Here is a 15,925-nt window from a genome sequence, read left to right on the forward strand (position 1 = left end):
AATAGACGATAAGTATAGATAAGCATAACAAATCTGTCTGGAAAGGTGAAATTCGCATGAGCCATTTGGACCCGGAGCAAGAAGTGGAGCGTCTGTTCGTTGCGGTGCCGTTGCCTGATACGCTGCTTGAATATCTGAAGAATGAGTCTGCCCGTGTGTCGTCCGGACTTAAATTTGCCAGATGGACACATTTCAAAGATTTCCATATTACGCTTCAATTTCTTGGAGATACCCCCAGGGAAAATATTCCACCTCTCTATGAGGCACTCCGGAAGGTTGCGCGTTCAAGTAAAGGCTTTCAGCTGAAGCTCGGCGAATGGGGCACCTTCGGTCTTCCAGACTCGCCAAGAGTGCTCTGGGCCGGGATTTCCGGCGAATTGGAGCCGCTGAAGGAGCTGCAGCAAAAGGTGGTTTCAGCGACCCTTCCCCTAGGCTATACCCCAGAGATGCGAACGTACAATCCCCATTTGACAGTAGCCCGCAAATACCGAGGAGAAGATCCGTTTACGCTGGAGCAGCTGGAAAATTTACGGATAAAGAATCAGCCCCCGGGCGAATTACTTCCAGACATAGGCTGGACGGTAGAGGGTTTTGTGGTGTATGCTACCAGGATGCATGCCATTCCTATGTATGAAATGACTGAAAAATTTACATTTTTCTGAATATAAAATCGACAAGAAAGTTTTCAAAGCTTCCATTTTCGGTTACATACAATAGGAATGTGCCGTAAAATAGGAGGTAAAACATGTTGATTTTCAAACAGAGCCGCTATATTGCGCTGCTGGTTGGTGTAATCCTAGTGTCTTTCTCAGCGATAAGTTTGATGAACCCCGAAGGAACTGCTGCTACCGGGGAGAATGTAATAGAAATGGGTAAGCTGAAGTCTGCAAGCCATCAATCGGTAGAGCAGCTTATTCCGCAAGCCGCATCGGTCCTGCACAGGACAAGCCATTCAGCCGGAATCATTACACCCATGCTCTACACCACAGCTGCCAAACCGGTTCATACCTGGACCCGCACGGTGAGTGCAGGATGGTTAAGTCCCGAGAAGCTGCAGCGCAAGGACGCTGTCAAGCCGGCTTCCATTGTGACTAAGCCTAAGGTAACTGTGGTGAAAGCATCGCCGCCAGTGGCGCAAGCGCCCAAGATCGCGGCAACGGGGACGAAGAGTGTGAAATCAAGCAAGGCTGTAACTCAGCAACATCCCCCCGCAACATTGTTCTTCTCCCGGACCAAGCTACTACCCAAGGAGCAGCAAGCTGAAGCTACCTGGAGCTACGCCGTATCCGGAGAAGACCTGCATCTGCTGCAAAAAATCGTCATGGCAGAGGCAGAAGGCGAACCGTACAAGGGCAAGGTGGCAGTTGCCAACGTTGTTCTAAACCGGCTGCGGTCAGCCAATTATCCCGACACTATTAGAGAAGTTATTTATCAGAAAAGGCAGTTCAGTCCTGTGGCCAACGGGCGTCTTAAACGCGTGAAGCCAAATGCGGACAGTATTAAGGCTGTGAATGCAGCGCTTATGGGGGTCAAAGAGGTTACGGATGATACCTATTTCTTCCTGTCGCTGACGCTGGCACAGGATCTGACCGTGCATCATTCACGGACATTCGCCAAGACCATCGGCAATCATACCTTTTATAAATAAAAAAGCCCGCTGCACATCAGACGCTATACGTCTATTCTGTTACGGCCATATGTAATACAAAAAACCTCCAGCCCGCAGGATCTATGGGCTGGAGGTTTTTTGTGTTAGGGAATCAGGATAAGGGCTTAAGGTGTGACATAGACGGCTTCTTCGCTCCGTACTTTGGGCGGAGGGGCGCTCCACGCCTCGGAGAAGACCGCTTCCGCAGCTGGCTTCCCAAGCATCTTAAGAATGGTGGCGGCGCAGTGCTGCGGCTGCTGGAGGTCCGGAGAGGCCTTGCGCTTCTGCGGTCCCCCGAATCCGGCATATTCGCTTAGCAGCATGGAGAACCATTTGTCCACGACGCCCGGATTCAGCATCTCGGCCAGCCCCAGCTCGACGAAATACTGGCTGTTCTTCTCTTCCTGGCCGGGGATGGCGTTATAGAACAGCATCGGAATGCCTTTGGCCTGACCTTCAGTGCAGGTCATTCCGCCAGGCTTCGTGATCAGCAGATCCGAGGCATCCATCAGCTTGTTGATCTCACTGCTGTAACCGAGAATCCTTACATTGGGATGGTTCAGCAGGGGGTTGGCCTGCATTTTGGCTATAGCCTTGTCGTTGCTGCCCATACAGAAGATAAGCTGGATCTCATTGATCCGGGCGGTGAGCGAGTTCATAATATCCTTGCCGAACATCAGGCCCCAGCCGCCGCCCATAATAAGCGCAGTCGGGATGTCGGCAAGCCCCAGCTCTTTGCGCAGCTTAGTCTTACCCTGGGACTCCCAGAATTTCGGATGCACGGGAATCCCGGTCACTGTCACCAGCTCGGAGGGGACGCCGCGCCCCGTAAGAATGGATTTGACCCTTGAGGTCGATACCAGATATCGGTTGGCTTCCGCATTCACCCAGCTGCCGTGGGCATCATAATCTGTAATCAGCGTATAGAACGGTACATCAAGACCCTGGTGCTTCAGCCTGGAGATGACCGCAGCGGGAATCGGATGCGTGCAGATAATCAGATCCGGCCGCAGCTGTTCAATGACCTGAGAGGCATGGGTATAAAAAATCCGGTGAAGGGCCAGCTTGGTCAACCGGTTCAGTGATTTATGATATTGGGTCTTATACATCATGCCGACCAGCTTCGGCTGGCTGCTGACAGTTTTGCGGTAAGCGGAAAGAATCCAAGGAGCGACCGTAGGATTCAGGAATTTTCCGAGCTCGAAGACCCGGCACTGAACATCGGGGTTCAGCAGTCGTATTCCTTCAGCCAGAGCATAGGCTGCCCCTGTATGGCCCGTGCCGAAGCCTTCCGAAAACAGCAGTACTCTTTTCTTTCGCATAAGTTCACCTGCAACTTTCCATTATAGATAGGTTTGTTAGATAGCTTCATTAGTAGTCCGTTTGCGGTTACCGCGTACATGCTTCTCCTAATATTATACTAGGGATTTTGCTTCTTTTCTCACATTATACAAATAAGACGTAAATAGAAAGTTAAAACACTGCAATAAAATAAAAAAATTTAGCAAAAGTATTGCAAAGGCATAGGCAAAGTGGTAAAGTTGGTCTTGACCGAATGACCGGATCAGTAAAATGGTCAAAACGGAAGTGGTAGACGATCCTTCAGGAAAGGGAGTGTATGAATGGCTGTGGTAGATCGAAGGCAGCAGGTGCTGCAGGCGGCGACGAAGTCTTTTTCATTATTCGGATATAAGGCAACAACGATGGACCAGGTCGCCAAGATTGCCAATGTCGGCAAAGGGACGATTTACACCTTTTTTACGAACAAGGAACAGTTATTTGATGAAATCCTGCGCGATGTTATCCTCGAGATGAAAATGATCGCCGAGCGGGAGATTAGGCGCGATAAGCCGTTTTTTGATAATCTGCACCGTGTGTTGGATGCCCTGCTGGAATTTCGGAGCGAACACGAGCTATTCATCAAGCTCTCCCAGGAGAGTCTGGACTTCGGAACGCCGCAGGCTGGTGAAGGACTCGACAAGATCGAGAGTGTGGTGCTTGAATATCTGGAACGGGAGGTGGAGCAGGCCATTCGTCAAGGGGAAATCAAACCCTGCGATCCCCAGATTGTGTCGGTGGTAATGTTCAGGTTATATATCGCGCTTACTGCTGAGCTGAGCAAGGTACATGTGCCGTTGACCAAAGAACAGATCAAGTATTACTTTCATCTGTTTTTGGCAGAGGGGTTGTCACAGTAGAAGTTAAGTCCGGTATAGGGATGGCGTCTCGCATTGCTGCGCTTTCCCTGATTGGAATTGATGGGCTGAGGCGGATGGTGCTGAGTTGGATCGTACTGAACAGGATAGACCCATTTTTTTTGCCTTTGAATGACCAAATGGGGAAAACAGTCATCCGGTGTTACTGTAATATTCACGAAACTATCATTTCACAGCAAGACATCGTATTTTCAAGAGAGAGCATATGATCATAAGGAGAGAACCAGAATGAAATCTTTATCCGTGTTTATGAAGGATCTTGGCGCGGTATTCAAGAATCCCAAGATGCGTATTTCCATGTTCGCCATTCTATTTATTCCTGTTCTGTACAGCGGATTGTTCCTGAAAGCATTCTGGGACCCTTACGGTAAAATGAACGAGCTTCCGGTAGCGGTTGTCAATCAGGATAAGGGTGCTGATTATGAAGGCACCAAGCTGACCGCCGGAGAAGATCTGGTCACGGAGCTGAAGAAGACGGACGGGTTCAAGTGGAATTTCGTCAGCCGGGAGCAGGCGGAAGCCGGGCTTGCGGACAATACCTATTATATGGCGATTGTGGTTCCGGAAGACTTCTCGGCCAAGGCAACTACACTGCTGGATGCAGATCCGCAGCCGGCCAAGATCATCTACGAGCCGAATGAAGGCTACAACTTCCTGGCAGGCCAGATTGGCGGCACGGCAGTGAAGGATATCAAGAGCAAGGTATCCGCCAAGATTACGGAAGCTTATACCAGTTCTGTGTTTGATAAAATCACCAAAATCGCAGACGGTCTGGGCGAAGCCGGAGACGGTGCGACCAAGATCGCAGACGGCGCCACCAAGCTGGATGACGGCGCGCTGAAGCTGAAGGACAATCTGGTTGTCCTCACCGAAGGCACCGGCAAGCTGCTGGATGGTGTAGCGCCGCTTACGCAGGGCGTGAGTGATCTGAATAACGGTGCAGCCGCACTCAAAACCGGCAGCAGCACGCTGGCCGGAGGACTGCAGCAGTTATCCGCAGCGCATAAGCAGCTGCAGGATGGGGTGACGCAGTCGGCAGCGGGCAGCAAGCAGCTGAATGCCGGGCTGCAGAAGACGGCAGCCGGAACAGCTTCGCTACAGGCTGGAACACAGTCGGCTGTCGTCGGCACCGAGAAGCTGCAGACAGGTACGAAGGCAGTTGTGGATGGCAGCGCGAAGCTTGCGGCCGGATTAAGCTCCTCCGCCGAGGGCAGTGCGAAGCTTGAAGCCGGACTTACGGCTTCGAAGGACGGCAGTGCCAAGACAGCAGCCGGAGCCAAGGCTGTAGCTGACGGTCTGCAGGCGCTGGCGAAGTCGAATCCTCAGCTGGCAGCAAGCCCTGAGGTGCAGAAGCTGGTGGCAGCAAGCGCAGCAGTAGCTGCGGGCACGGCGCAGCTGGACCAGGGCCAGCAGCAGCTCCTGAACGGAGCTGCGGCCCTGAACAGCGGCCAGGAGCAGCTGCTGCAGGGAGCGAATCAGCTGCACAGCGGTTCACAGCAGCTGGATACAGGTGTAGGTCAGCTGCATGAGGGAGCGCAGAAGCTCTACGCAGGCAGCACGCAGCTGCTGGATGGCCAGAATCAGCTGGCAGCCGGAGCAGGCGCACTGGAGAACGGCGGCGCGAAGCTGGCCGCAGGCATGAAGCAGTTCGGCGCGAAGCTGGACGAAGCTGCAGCGGGCGGCGTGAAGCTGGCAGACGGCGGCAAGGCGCTGGAAGCCGGCACCACGAAGCTGCTGGCTGGAGCAGGCAAGCTGGGCACCGGCCTCAGCTCGGTAGCCGATGGCTCGAAGAAGCTGAGTGACGGAGCGGGGCAGCTGAAGGATGGCCTGGATGAGCTGAAGACAGGCTCCGGTGAGCTGGCAAGCAAGCTGGGCGATGCGGCTTCACAGACCAAATCGGTGAACAAGACCGATGGACTGGTATCGATGTTCGCCCAGCCGGTACAGATCGAAGAAGTGAAGGTTAACAAGGTGCCTAACTACGGCACAGGATTCGCTCCTTACTTCCTGTCCCTCGGATTGTTCGTAGGTGCTCTGATCTGTACGATTGTTATCCCTATGCGTGATTCCGAAGTCATTGGCGCCAGCCGGTTCAACCGGTTCATGAGCCGTACACTTACATTCTCCATGATGAGTGTGCTTCAGGCTCTGCTGGCTGTCCTGATTGTCTTGTATGGTCTGGGACTTGAAGTACAGAATGTACCCTTGTTCTACGCCTTCTCGTTCATTACCAGCCTGGCCTTCATGTGGATGATTCAAGCGATTGTTACTTGGTTGGATCAGCCTGGCCGCTTCGTAGTTATTCTGATTCTGATCTTCCAGTTGACTACAAGCGCAGGAACCTTCCCGCTGGAGCTGATTCCTAACTGGATGAAGATCTTCAATCCGCTGCTGCCGATGACTTACAGTGTCAAAGGCTTCAAGGCAGTAATCTCTACGGGAGACTTCGGCTCCATGTGGGCCGATGCAGGAACGCTTGGCGCTTATGGGGTAATCTTCCTGGCTCTCACCTTTACCTACTTCATGACCCGCGACCGCGGCAATGAAGCGGTACTGAAAAGTGAACAAGTTTTGACTGTATAAATCAACAACATTCTTTGTAAAACATACGAACCAAAAGCGCCCCTTTACGGGGCGCTTTTGGTTTATTCATAAATATAAATAGCTAAAGGAAGTGCTGTTTTCAGGCCGGGAAAATGATTGAAACGCTTTCAGTGCATAAGCGCTTATTCGTCATTTATGCATAATTATACATTCGACAGTTTTTTTACGCTTTTATTCGCTAAAGCTGCAATGCAAAAGCAAATGTTAATCAAGCTCATAAAAAAGTTTAAATTGCGCTCATGTCAGCTCGATGATAAAATAATAACACCAATTCTGCCTGAATAATTATTAAGATTTTCCGCTGAAAAATTTTCCTGGAATTCCGTCTACTTTATAATAGAGAGGTTGCATGTGATGAGACACACTGAACTGCCCGGCAAACAGGGCCTTTATGATCCCCAGTTCGAAAAAGACGCTTGCGGCATGGGATTTGTCGCGCATATAAAAGGCAAGCCGTCCCATGATATTGTCAGTAATGCACTGACTATGCTCTTCAATATGGAGCATCGGGGAGGCCAGGGAAGTGAGCCGAACTCTGGAGACGGAGCCGGCATTATGCTGCAGATTCCCCACCGTTTCTTTGCCGGCGAAGCTGCGAAGCTGGGCTTTGAGCTTCCGGAGCCAGGCCATTATGGCGTGGGCATGATCTTTCTGTCTCATAACGAGGAGATCCGCGCCCGCCACGAGGCGCTCCTGAGCGAGATTATCGCGGAAGAGGGGCAGCAGGTACTCGGTTACCGCGATGTCCCGACCTTTGACGAAATGCTCGGCAAGACGGCCAAGGCTGCTAAGCCTTACGTACGCCAGGTATTTATCGGCCGCTCGGAGGGAATCAAGGATGATCTGTCCTTCGAACGCAAGCTGTATGTGATCCGCAAACGGGCAGAGCTGGCAATCCGCTACGGCGGGGCAGAAGAGGGCGAATCCTTCTATGTGCCGAGTCTTTCCTGCAAGAAGATCGTATACAAAGGCATGCTCACTACCGTACAGGTAGGACAATTCTATCTGGACCTCCAGGAAGAGACGCTGGAATCAGCGATTGCGCTGGTCCACTCCCGCTTCAGTACCAACACCTTCCCAAGCTGGGAACGTGCCCACCCTTACCGCTTCATGATTCACAACGGTGAAATTAATACCCTTCGCGGCAATGTGAACTGGATGCATGCCCGCCAGTCGCTGTTCAAGAGCGAGAAGTTCGGAGAAGACATCAGCAAAGTTAAGCCGGTGGTGAACCCGGACGGCTCCGATACGGCCATGTTCGATAATACCTTTGAATTCCTCTACCTGAGCGGACGCTCCCTGCCCCATGTGGCGATGATGATGGTTCCTGAGCCTTGGAGCAATCATGACAGCATGGACGAGAAGAAGAAAGCCTTCTATGAATACCACAGCACCCTGATGGAACCGTGGGACGGACCTGCCGCAATGGGCTTTACCGACGGTGTACAGATCGGGGCCATCCTGGACCGTAACGGCCTGCGTCCTGCACGTTACTATGTCACCAAAGATGATCTGATTATTCTTTCCTCTGAAGCGGGTGTCCTCGACATTCCGGCAGAAGATGTTCTATACAAAGACCGGCTGAGACCGGGCCGCATGCTGCTCGTGGATACGAAGCAGGGCCGGATTATCTCGGACGAAGAGGTCAAAGCCGAGATCGCCTCCGAGCAGCCTTATCAAGAGTGGCTGGATGAGCATCTGATCGGTCTCGATCAGCTCCCGGATGCACCGGAGCTGCCGAATCCGAAGCATGATAATGTGCAGCAGCTGCAGCAGTCCTTCGGATATACTTTCGAGGATCTGCGCAAGGTGCTGGAGCCTATGGCCTCCACAGGCGCCGAAGCTGTCGGCTCCATGGGTTACGATTCGCCGCTGGCCGTGTTATCAGACCGTCCACAGCGCCTGTACAATTACTTTAAGCAGATGTTCGCCCAGGTCACCAACCCGCCGATTGACGCCATCCGTGAAGAACTGGTAACGTCCACAGCGACTACGATCGGACCTGAACGCAACCTGCTGAAGGCAGAACCGGAGAGCTGCCGGCAGATCTCGCTGGATTCTCCGATTCTCTCGAACGAGGATTTCGCCAAAATCCGTCATGTCCGCCGTGCGGGCTTCAAGTCGATGTCCATTCCGATTCTCTTCCCGGCAGAGCTGGGGGCAGAGGGTCTCAGAATTGCGCTTGACCGGATGAATGAGGCGGCAGACCGCGTCATGGGCAAGGGACATAATATCCTTATTCTGTCCGACCGGGGTGTAGACCGCGAGAATGCGGCAATTCCGGCGCTCCTGGCAGTCTCCAGCCTGCATCACCATCTGATCCGCTCGGGAACCCGTACCAAGGTCAGCATCCTGCTGGAATCCGGCGAACCGCGTGAAGTTCATCATTATGCGCTTCTGCTGGGTTATGGTGTAAGTGCGGTCAATCCTTACCTGGCCTTCGAGAGTCTCGATGACATGATCAGCCAAGGCCTGCTCCGCGGAATCTCGCATGAGAAGGCTGTGAAGAACTACATCAAGGCAGCTACGAAGAGCGTGGTCAAAATTCTGTCCAAAATGGGAATCTCCACGATTCAGTCCTATCGGGGGGCACAGATCTTTGAAGCGGTCGGTCTGAATTCCGAGTTCGTAGACCGTTACTTCACTTGGACACCTTCGCGTATCGGCGGAATTGGCCTGGAGGAAGTGGCGCAAGAAGCACTTGCCAGCCATAACCGCGCCTTCACCGACAAAGACGGCAACGATATGGTGCTGGATTCCGGCGGTGAATACCAGTGGCGCAGCGACGGGGAAGAGCATCTGTTCAACCCGCAGACCATTCATCTGCTTCAGCACTCCGTGCGCAGCGGTGATTATGAGATGTATAAGAAGTATGCAGCGCTCGTTCAGGGTGAAAGCGAGAAGCACCAGACGCTGCGCTCGATGCTGCAGTTCAAGAGCGTAGGTGCTCCGGTATCGCTGGATGAGGTAGAATCGGCTGAATCGATCATGAAACGCTTCAAGACCGGTGCCATGTCCTTCGGCTCGATCAGCAAGGAAGCACATGAGACGCTGGCTATTGCCATGAACCGTATCGGCGGCAAGAGCAACACCGGGGAAGGCGGAGAAGATCCGGCGCGCTTCCTTACGGACGCTAACGGCGATTCCCGCCGCAGTGCGATCAAGCAGGTGGCTTCGGGACGGTTCGGCGTTACCTCCAACTATCTGGTGAACGCCGACGAGATTCAGATCAAGATGGCGCAGGGCGCGAAGCCGGGTGAAGGCGGACAGCTTCCGGGCCGCAAGGTATATCCTTGGGTTGCGGAGGTCCGCGGTTCAACGGCAGGCGTGGGACTGATCTCGCCGCCGCCGCATCACGATATCTATTCGATTGAGGATCTGGCCGAGCTGATCTATGATCTGAAGAATGCCAATCCGCGTGCCAGCATTAACGTGAAGCTCGTTTCTGAGGTTGGCGTAGGCACCATTGCCGCAGGTGTGGCGAAGGGCCGCGCTGATATTATCCTGATCAGCGGTTATGATGGGGGGACCGGCGCTTCGCCGATGAACTCCATCCGTCATGCCGGACTGCCTTGGGAGCTGGGCCTGGCGGAGACCCACCAGACGCTGATGCTGAACAATCTGCGCGACCGTGTCGTGCTGGAGACTGACGGCAAGATGCTCAGCGGGCGCGACCTCGCGGTAGCCGTTCTGCTGGGTGCTGAAGAATACGGCTTCGCTACTGCACCTCTGGTAGCCGTAGGCTGTATCATGATGCGTGTATGCCAGATGGACACTTGTCCTGTGGGCGTAGCTACCCAGAACCCTGAGCTTCGCAAGAACTTCATGGGTGATCCGCAGCATGTGGTGAACTTCATGACCTTCGTGGCACAGGATCTGCGCGAGATTATGGCAGAGCTGGGCTTCCGGACGATTGAAGAGATGGTCGGCCGTACCGATTGTCTGGATGCGGTTAAGGCATCCACGCACTGGAAGAAGAAGGGCGTCGATCTGAGCAGCCTGCTGCACATTCCGGCTATGCCGGAAGGAAGCACACGCTTCCGCAGCAAGTTCCAGAACCACGGTCTGGAAGAGACCCTGGATATGACGCATCTGCTCGATATTGCTGCACCTGCGCTGGAATCCGGCACGGCAGTAGAAGCTTCCCTGCCGATCACGAACGTGAACCGTGCCGTGGGTACGATTCTCGGCAGTGAGCTGACACGCAAATACGGCGCAGCCGGATTGCCGGACGATACGATCCGCCTGCACTTTACCGGATCTGCGGGACAGAGTCTGGGCGCATTCGTGCCGAAGGGCGTCACCATTACCGTTGAAGGCGACTCGAATGACTATGTCGGCAAAGGGCTGTCCGGAGGCAAGCTGATTATCCGGCCTTCGCGCAAGGCTACCTTCGCGGCAGAAGAGAATATCATCATCGGAAATACGGCGCTGTACGGAGCAACCGGCGGCGAAGCTTACGTGAGCGGTATTGCCGGTGAACGGTTCGCCGTCCGCAACTCCGGGGCGAATGTAGTCGTTGAAGGCGTAGGCGACCACGGCTGCGAATACATGACCGGCGGCCGTGTGGTTGTACTGGGTGCAACAGGCCGTAACTTTGCAGCAGGGATGTCGGGCGGTATCGCTTATGTATACGATCCGGATAATACCTTCATCAAACGCTGTAACCTGGAGATGGTGCTGCTGGAGCGTGTAGAGGAAGCGGACGAAATCGCTGAACTGCATGCTATGATCAGCCGCCATACCCAGCATACAGACAGTAATGCGGGCCGGGCAATTCTGGATTCATGGGATGAGGCCCTGCCGAGATTTGCCCGTGTCATTCCGAAGGATTACAAACGGATGCTGGAGCAGATCCGCAAGGTGGAGAGCAGCGGTTTGACCGGTGAAGCTGCACTGATGGCTGCTTTTGAAGCGAATATGCGTGAGCTTGCGCGTGTTGGCGGTTAAGATTTTACACTTCATAAGTGATGTGCTTCAGCATTGACGGAGCGCATTGTCAATTCAAGAGGCTACCTCTTTCCCATATGGAAGAGGTAGCCTCTTATGTTTTTCTTAAAGGAATTCAGGGTCTCGTCTGATGGTGATAAAGTATGTATAGAATTGTGGAGGAGAAATGCTCCTTCATTTATCCACAAGATGCTGGCGCGAGGGTGGGCGGGCCAAGTGTATGTGAAAAACAGCATACATTGTGCTGACGCGAGGATGAACGGGGCAAATGTATGCGAAAAACAGCACACATAGTACTCGCACGCAGGCGCATGTCCCGAATGTATGTGAAAAACAGCATACATTGTGCTCGCACGAGGGGGATGGCCCGAATGGATGCGAAAACAGCATACATTGTGCTATCCCGTTCACCCGTTAGGGTGATTTTGTGCCAATATAAGAATTTATATGTTGCACACGATAAATTATCCTTCTATTTCTCACTGAAACGGTACCGTCCTTTAGAAGGACGGCAAAGCCGTTTCCACTGGATTTCACTGCATTTCTTCCCTAATTTCAGGGAAAAGGGAAGGTGTGGTAAAATATATAAATGGTTGAAAATGGGTTGCTGATGCACTGATAAGGTTAATAATAGCTTGAACTGAAAAAGACAATAATAAGATGGGAGTAACGAAAGGGTCGTTTGGAACTGGAGGAGCGGTAGCGTCCGCCTGAAAGCTTTCCGCAGGAAAGCTCACTTCGGAAGCATATTCCAGGTTTGGATTTCTACCGCTATGAGCGGTGTAAGGAGGAAATCGAAACTTAGGCAGCGGCCGGAAGTCCAAACGTTCTCCGCAGTTACGGCTACATCTAGATTAGAGTCTCTTCAGTTCTGCTATGAAAGCGTCTTATCCGAAAGCGCATGCCTTTTTCACACCAAACCGACGAAAGGAAGTGAAGTTATGCCGAATACGGCAGAAGTGGTGAAGCCTGTAGCCAGCCTGATGGGGGTTACCAAAAGAATAGGCTCCAAAACGCTGATCAGCGACTTGACACTCGACATTCCACCCGGGCAAATCTTCGGATTCCTCGGGCCGAACGGAGCCGGTAAAACCACTACCATCCGTATGATGGTAGGACTGATCTCCATTAGCCGCGGGGATATCCTGATCTGCGGACGAAGCATCAAAGACCATTTTGAAGAGGCCATAGCTAATGTGGGGGCCATCGTAGAGAATCCTGAAATGTACAAGTTCCTAACCGGATACCAGAATCTTCGCCAGTATGCCCGCATGGTGCCAGGCGTGACCAAAGAGCGCATCAATGAAGTAGTTGAGCTGGTCGGCCTCAGTCAGCGGATCAATGACCGGGTCAAGACCTATTCCTTAGGGATGCGCCAGCGGCTGGGGGTAGCCCAGGCTCTGCTGCACCGGCCGAAGCTGCTGATTCTGGATGAGCCGACCAACGGACTGGACCCGCAGGGTATCCGCGAGCTGCGTGATTATCTGCGCAAGCTGTGTCAGACTGAGGGGACAACCGTGTTTGTCTCCAGTCACCTGCTGTCGGAGATGGAGCTGATGTGCGATAGTGTGGCGATTATCCAGAACGGCCGGCTGATCGATGTGAAGCAGCTTAAGACGGTCGGGGATGCAGCGGTACCGGTAAGCCAGACGTTCTTCGAGGTAGATAACCCTGAGGCTGCACTGGCGCAGATCGGCCAAGGTGTAATCATGGAAGGCGGATTAGCAGTAGATGCGGTACGGGAGGAGATTGCTGAGCTGAATGCCAAGCTGGTAGCTGCCGGGATTAAGGTCTACAGCATCAAGGCGATGTCCCGTTCGCTTGAAGATCAATTCTTGGAAATTACAGGAGGTGAAGGCATTGGGTGAGTTCGCTTCTCTCATACATAATGAGAATATCAAAATATTCAGACGTCTGCGGACATGGATTATGCTGGTTCTTCTGGCACTGATGAGTGCGCTGTTTCCGGCGCTAATTCATTTCACCACGAACGGAAGTAATGTAGTCGGGCTGTGGGACAGCTTCCGGACCACCGTAACCATCGCATTTTTCCTGAATACCATCTTCACTGCCTTAGTGGCTGCCGACTCCGTAGCGGGCGAATTCACCTGGGGAACGATTAAGCTGCTGCTGATCCGCCCTTGGAGCCGCTCCAAGATTCTGCTCTCGAAGTATATTTCGCTGGTTATCTTCAGCCTTGTCAGCACGGGAGTGCTGATCCTGTTCGGCTATGGCTCCGCCTTCATTTTCTCTTCCGGGGCTGCAGGGAATACTGGGGAAATGGTGATGGGCTGGGGGCAAGGGGAATATGTCTTCATGCTGATTCTGTGCAGCTACATTGAGCTGTTCCTGACAGCAGCCATTGCCTTCATGATCTCCAGCGTATTCCGTTCCAGCGGCCTGGCGATTGTGCTGTCGCTGTCGATCATGTTCACCAAGGATATCTTTATCGCCATCTTCAACCCCGACCGGTATGAGTGGGCGAACTATCTGATTTTTGCCCATATGAATCTTAGCAATTATGTGGTGTCGGATACCGGTCCCGGGGGAGCGACGCTGGGGTTCGCGATTGCCGTCCTGGCTGTGTATTATGTGGTATTCATGGCGGTATCATGGATTGTGTTCCGTAAAAGGGATGTAGCAGCGTAAGTAGCAAGATAGGGCTGGCTAGTGTAACCGTACAGGCTGAGAGCTTACGGCTCATGCGCCCTCCAGCTTACTCTGCTTGCTCTCTCTGCGCTTGCCTGCAGTCTTCTTGGTATTGACCGTATGCAGCCCGCCCGCTGTCTCAGGGGCGGGCTGTTCGGTCATGGCCACAGCCCCGTTCAGCAGGCTGCCTTCCGCAATGCTCAGGGAACCGGCGGCAATGTTACCATGCAGTTGTCCTGTTCCGGTGAGAATGAGCTTCCGCTGGGCGGTTACGTCTCCATAGACCTTGCCGGCGATAATGATCTCCTGCGCCTCAATGCTGGAGTGGACGGTGCCTTGTTCACCAACCGTCACTATACCCTCACACAGAATCTCCCCGCTGAAATTCCCTTCAATCCGCAGGTTCGTATCGCAATGCACTTTCCCTTCGAGCGTGCCGCCATGGCCGATCAGCGAGTCGGTTGACTTGGGTGAAGCACCCGGTTGACGTCTGTTCCACATTCCAGCATTCCTCCTTATATTCTTAATATTATGAAGGCTTAACATAGTTGAGCGGATTCACCGGCTTGTTCTGCTTCACGACCTGAAAATGCAGATGGGGGCCCGTGCTGCGCCCGGTGCTGCCCAGCATGCCGATCTGCTCCCCTTTGCCGACCCGCTCACCGGGGGTGACTATCATCTGGTTCAAATGCATGTACCAGGTCTCCAGTCCATTGTCATGCTTGATGATGATGTATTTGCCCCGGGCTCCCATTTGTTCTGCAGAGGTAACTACGCCGCCCAGTGCTGCGTATACTGCATCTCCGATATTTCCGGCAATATCAATCCCGGAATGATAAGCAGAGACGCCCTTGAAAGGATCGGAGCGGTAACCGAAGCTGGAGGTAATGACCTTCGAGCCGGTAGGCCACATCACGGCCCGTGCCAGCCGGGCTTGCTTCTCCTGGGCTTGTTTTGCCTGAAACTCCGCTCTTGTCTTGTGTGCCTTCTCGGCCTGTGTAATCGTGCTTGAGATACTGCTGATCATCTCATCCATGATGCTGTGGATCTCCTCGAAGTCGTCCTTTGTCTCCTCAACCAGCCGCTGCGGATCATTCTCATAGACGGCGACATATTCACCGCCGACCTGCGGATTGGCAGTCGGGCTCAGTGCTGTAGCAGCAGCCCTGATCCGGAAGTTGACGGCAGGCGATACGGCGGCAGAGAGAGCTTCCGGCTGTTCCCGGATGAACGGGCCGGCGCTTAACCGGCTGACCTTGCCATAGCTTCCGGCGGCTGCGGTTCCTGCTCCGGTATCAGGCAAATCTGCCACTACCGGCTGGCTGCCTTTGAAGGAAGCTGCTGAGGTTGACGTATCCGCGCTGTAGGTCTTGGAGCCAGCATTTTCAGTGCGGATAGCCGCACTAGAACCGCTACCGGCAGCAGAAGAAGTGGTTTCTTTGTTGATCAGTGATTGCAGTTGCTCTTCCAGCTCAGTCACACTCTTCAGCTTGTCTTTAATGCTCTCCGCTTCCTCCGAGAGCTCGCTTACCTGGCCGCGCAGCTGCTGTAGCGCCTGATCCTTATCGGCAACCTTCAGCTCCATGCGGATATTGGTCAGTGATAAGGCGGCCGCTTCGGCCTCCAGCTCTGCGATGGACCGGGAGGCATGGATATGCATAGAGGTGACCAGACTGGAGAGGGACAGCGCGGCCGCGGCAGGCAGCGCCAGAGCGAAGGGCTTTGACATTTGCAGCTGCTTCACAGGCCGTCCGGCCTCACGCATAACGAGCAGCGTAATCTTTTCCTGACTTGGCTGACTCTTCATAACGTCTCCTTACTGCGGCCATGGCAGCCGCTGGGTATGAACTGACTGAAA

The 15,925-nt window shown here is 53.4% G+C and carries 10 protein-coding genes; 7 read left to right on the forward strand and 3 right to left on the reverse strand.

All coding sequences use genetic code 11. The annotated features are described in order from the left end of the window. The first annotated feature begins 56 nt into the window (after positions 1–56). Positions 57–662: an RNA 2',3'-cyclic phosphodiesterase gene (gene thpR, locus NST69_RS03545; RefSeq protein ID WP_036723156.1), complete on the forward strand. Its 606-nt coding sequence runs from the start codon at positions 57–59 to the stop codon at positions 660–662. A gap of 83 nt (positions 663–745) precedes the next feature. Continuing rightward, entirely contained in the window at positions 746–1,648 is a 903-nt protein-coding gene (locus NST69_RS03550) for a cell wall hydrolase (RefSeq protein WP_036723157.1), read from the forward strand. A gap of 125 nt (positions 1,649–1,773) precedes the next feature. On the opposite strand, the gene NST69_RS03555 is transcribed toward NST69_RS03550, so the two are convergent. Further along, a complete protein-coding gene (locus NST69_RS03555; RefSeq protein WP_036723158.1) occupies positions 1,774–2,970 on the reverse strand; it encodes a UDP-N-acetylglucosamine--LPS N-acetylglucosamine transferase in 1,197 nt (398 codons plus the stop codon). A 300-nt stretch (positions 2,971–3,270) separates the two neighbouring features. Here NST69_RS03555 and NST69_RS03560 point away from each other — a divergent pair, with 300 nt between their 5' ends. The 5 genes from NST69_RS03560 to NST69_RS03580 all read left to right on the forward strand — a co-directional run bounded on the left by NST69_RS03560 (position 3,271) and on the right by NST69_RS03580 (position 14,067). After that, positions 3,271–3,846 carry a TetR/AcrR family transcriptional regulator gene (locus NST69_RS03560; RefSeq protein ID WP_076081070.1) on the forward strand — a complete coding sequence of 192 codons (576 nt, stop codon included), beginning with the start codon at positions 3,271–3,273 and terminating at the stop codon, positions 3,844–3,846. 246 nt (positions 3,847–4,092) lie between these two features. Beyond that, positions 4,093–6,447 carry a YhgE/Pip domain-containing protein gene (locus NST69_RS03565; protein WP_342548506.1) on the forward strand — a complete coding sequence of 785 codons (2,355 nt, stop codon included), beginning with the start codon at positions 4,093–4,095 and terminating at the stop codon, positions 6,445–6,447. A gap of 375 nt (positions 6,448–6,822) precedes the next feature. Further along, on the forward strand, positions 6,823–11,418 hold the full coding sequence (gene gltB, locus NST69_RS03570; protein WP_342548507.1) for a glutamate synthase large subunit: 4,596 nt from the start codon (positions 6,823–6,825) through the stop codon (positions 11,416–11,418). A gap of 941 nt (positions 11,419–12,359) precedes the next feature. Beyond that, entirely contained in the window at positions 12,360–13,286 is a 927-nt protein-coding gene (locus NST69_RS03575) for an ABC transporter ATP-binding protein (RefSeq protein ID WP_036723164.1), read from the forward strand. After that, complete coding sequence (locus NST69_RS03580; protein ID WP_036723165.1) at positions 13,279–14,067, forward strand: ABC transporter permease subunit; 789 nt, start codon at positions 13,279–13,281, stop codon at positions 14,065–14,067. The genes NST69_RS03575 and NST69_RS03580 overlap by 8 nt, the downstream gene beginning before the upstream one ends. Positions 14,068–14,118: 51 nt before the next feature. Here the strand turns inward: NST69_RS03580 and NST69_RS03585 are convergent, their stop codons facing one another. Then, positions 14,119–14,568, reverse strand: a complete 450-nt coding sequence (locus tag NST69_RS03585; protein ID WP_339253933.1) for a polymer-forming cytoskeletal protein — start codon at positions 14,566–14,568, stop codon at positions 14,119–14,121. A 28-nt stretch (positions 14,569–14,596) separates the two neighbouring features. Beyond that, the gene (locus tag NST69_RS03590; protein ID WP_342548508.1) at positions 14,597–15,874 is read right to left on the reverse strand and encodes a M23 family metallopeptidase; all 1,278 of its coding nucleotides are present in this window, start codon (positions 15,872–15,874) and stop codon (positions 14,597–14,599) included. Between the last annotated feature and the right edge of the window lie 51 nt (positions 15,875–15,925).

Origin of the sequence: Paenibacillus sp. FSL P2-0089 (assembly GCF_038595095.1) — a bacterium.
Lineage (GTDB): Bacteria > Bacillota > Bacilli > Paenibacillales > Paenibacillaceae > Paenibacillus_AQ > Paenibacillus_AQ silagei.

What these genes read in the sequence shown, in the direction of transcription:
- thpR (WP_036723156.1), top strand. Translation starts at nt 57, where the DNA reads ATGAGCCATTTGGACCCGGAGCAAGAAGTGGAGCGTCTGTTCGTTGCG.
- NST69_RS03550 (WP_036723157.1), top strand. Translation starts at nt 746, where the DNA reads ATGTTGATTTTCAAACAGAGCCGCTATATTGCGCTGCTGGTTGGTGTA.
- NST69_RS03575 (WP_036723164.1), top strand. Translation starts at nt 12,360, where the DNA reads ATGCCGAATACGGCAGAAGTGGTGAAGCCTGTAGCCAGCCTGATGGGG.
- NST69_RS03565 (WP_342548506.1), top strand. Translation starts at nt 4,093, where the DNA reads ATGAAATCTTTATCCGTGTTTATGAAGGATCTTGGCGCGGTATTCAAG.
- NST69_RS03590 (WP_342548508.1), bottom strand. Translation starts at nt 15,874, where the DNA reads ATGAAGAGTCAGCCAAGTCAGGAAAAGATTACGCTGCTCGTTATGCGT.
- NST69_RS03555 (WP_036723158.1), bottom strand. Translation starts at nt 2,970, where the DNA reads ATGCGAAAGAAAAGAGTACTGCTGTTTTCGGAAGGCTTCGGCACGGGC.
- NST69_RS03585 (WP_339253933.1), bottom strand. Translation starts at nt 14,568, where the DNA reads ATGTGGAACAGACGTCAACCGGGTGCTTCACCCAAGTCAACCGACTCG.
- gltB (WP_342548507.1), top strand. Translation starts at nt 6,823, where the DNA reads ATGAGACACACTGAACTGCCCGGCAAACAGGGCCTTTATGATCCCCAG.
- NST69_RS03560 (WP_076081070.1), top strand. Translation starts at nt 3,271, where the DNA reads ATGGCTGTGGTAGATCGAAGGCAGCAGGTGCTGCAGGCGGCGACGAAG.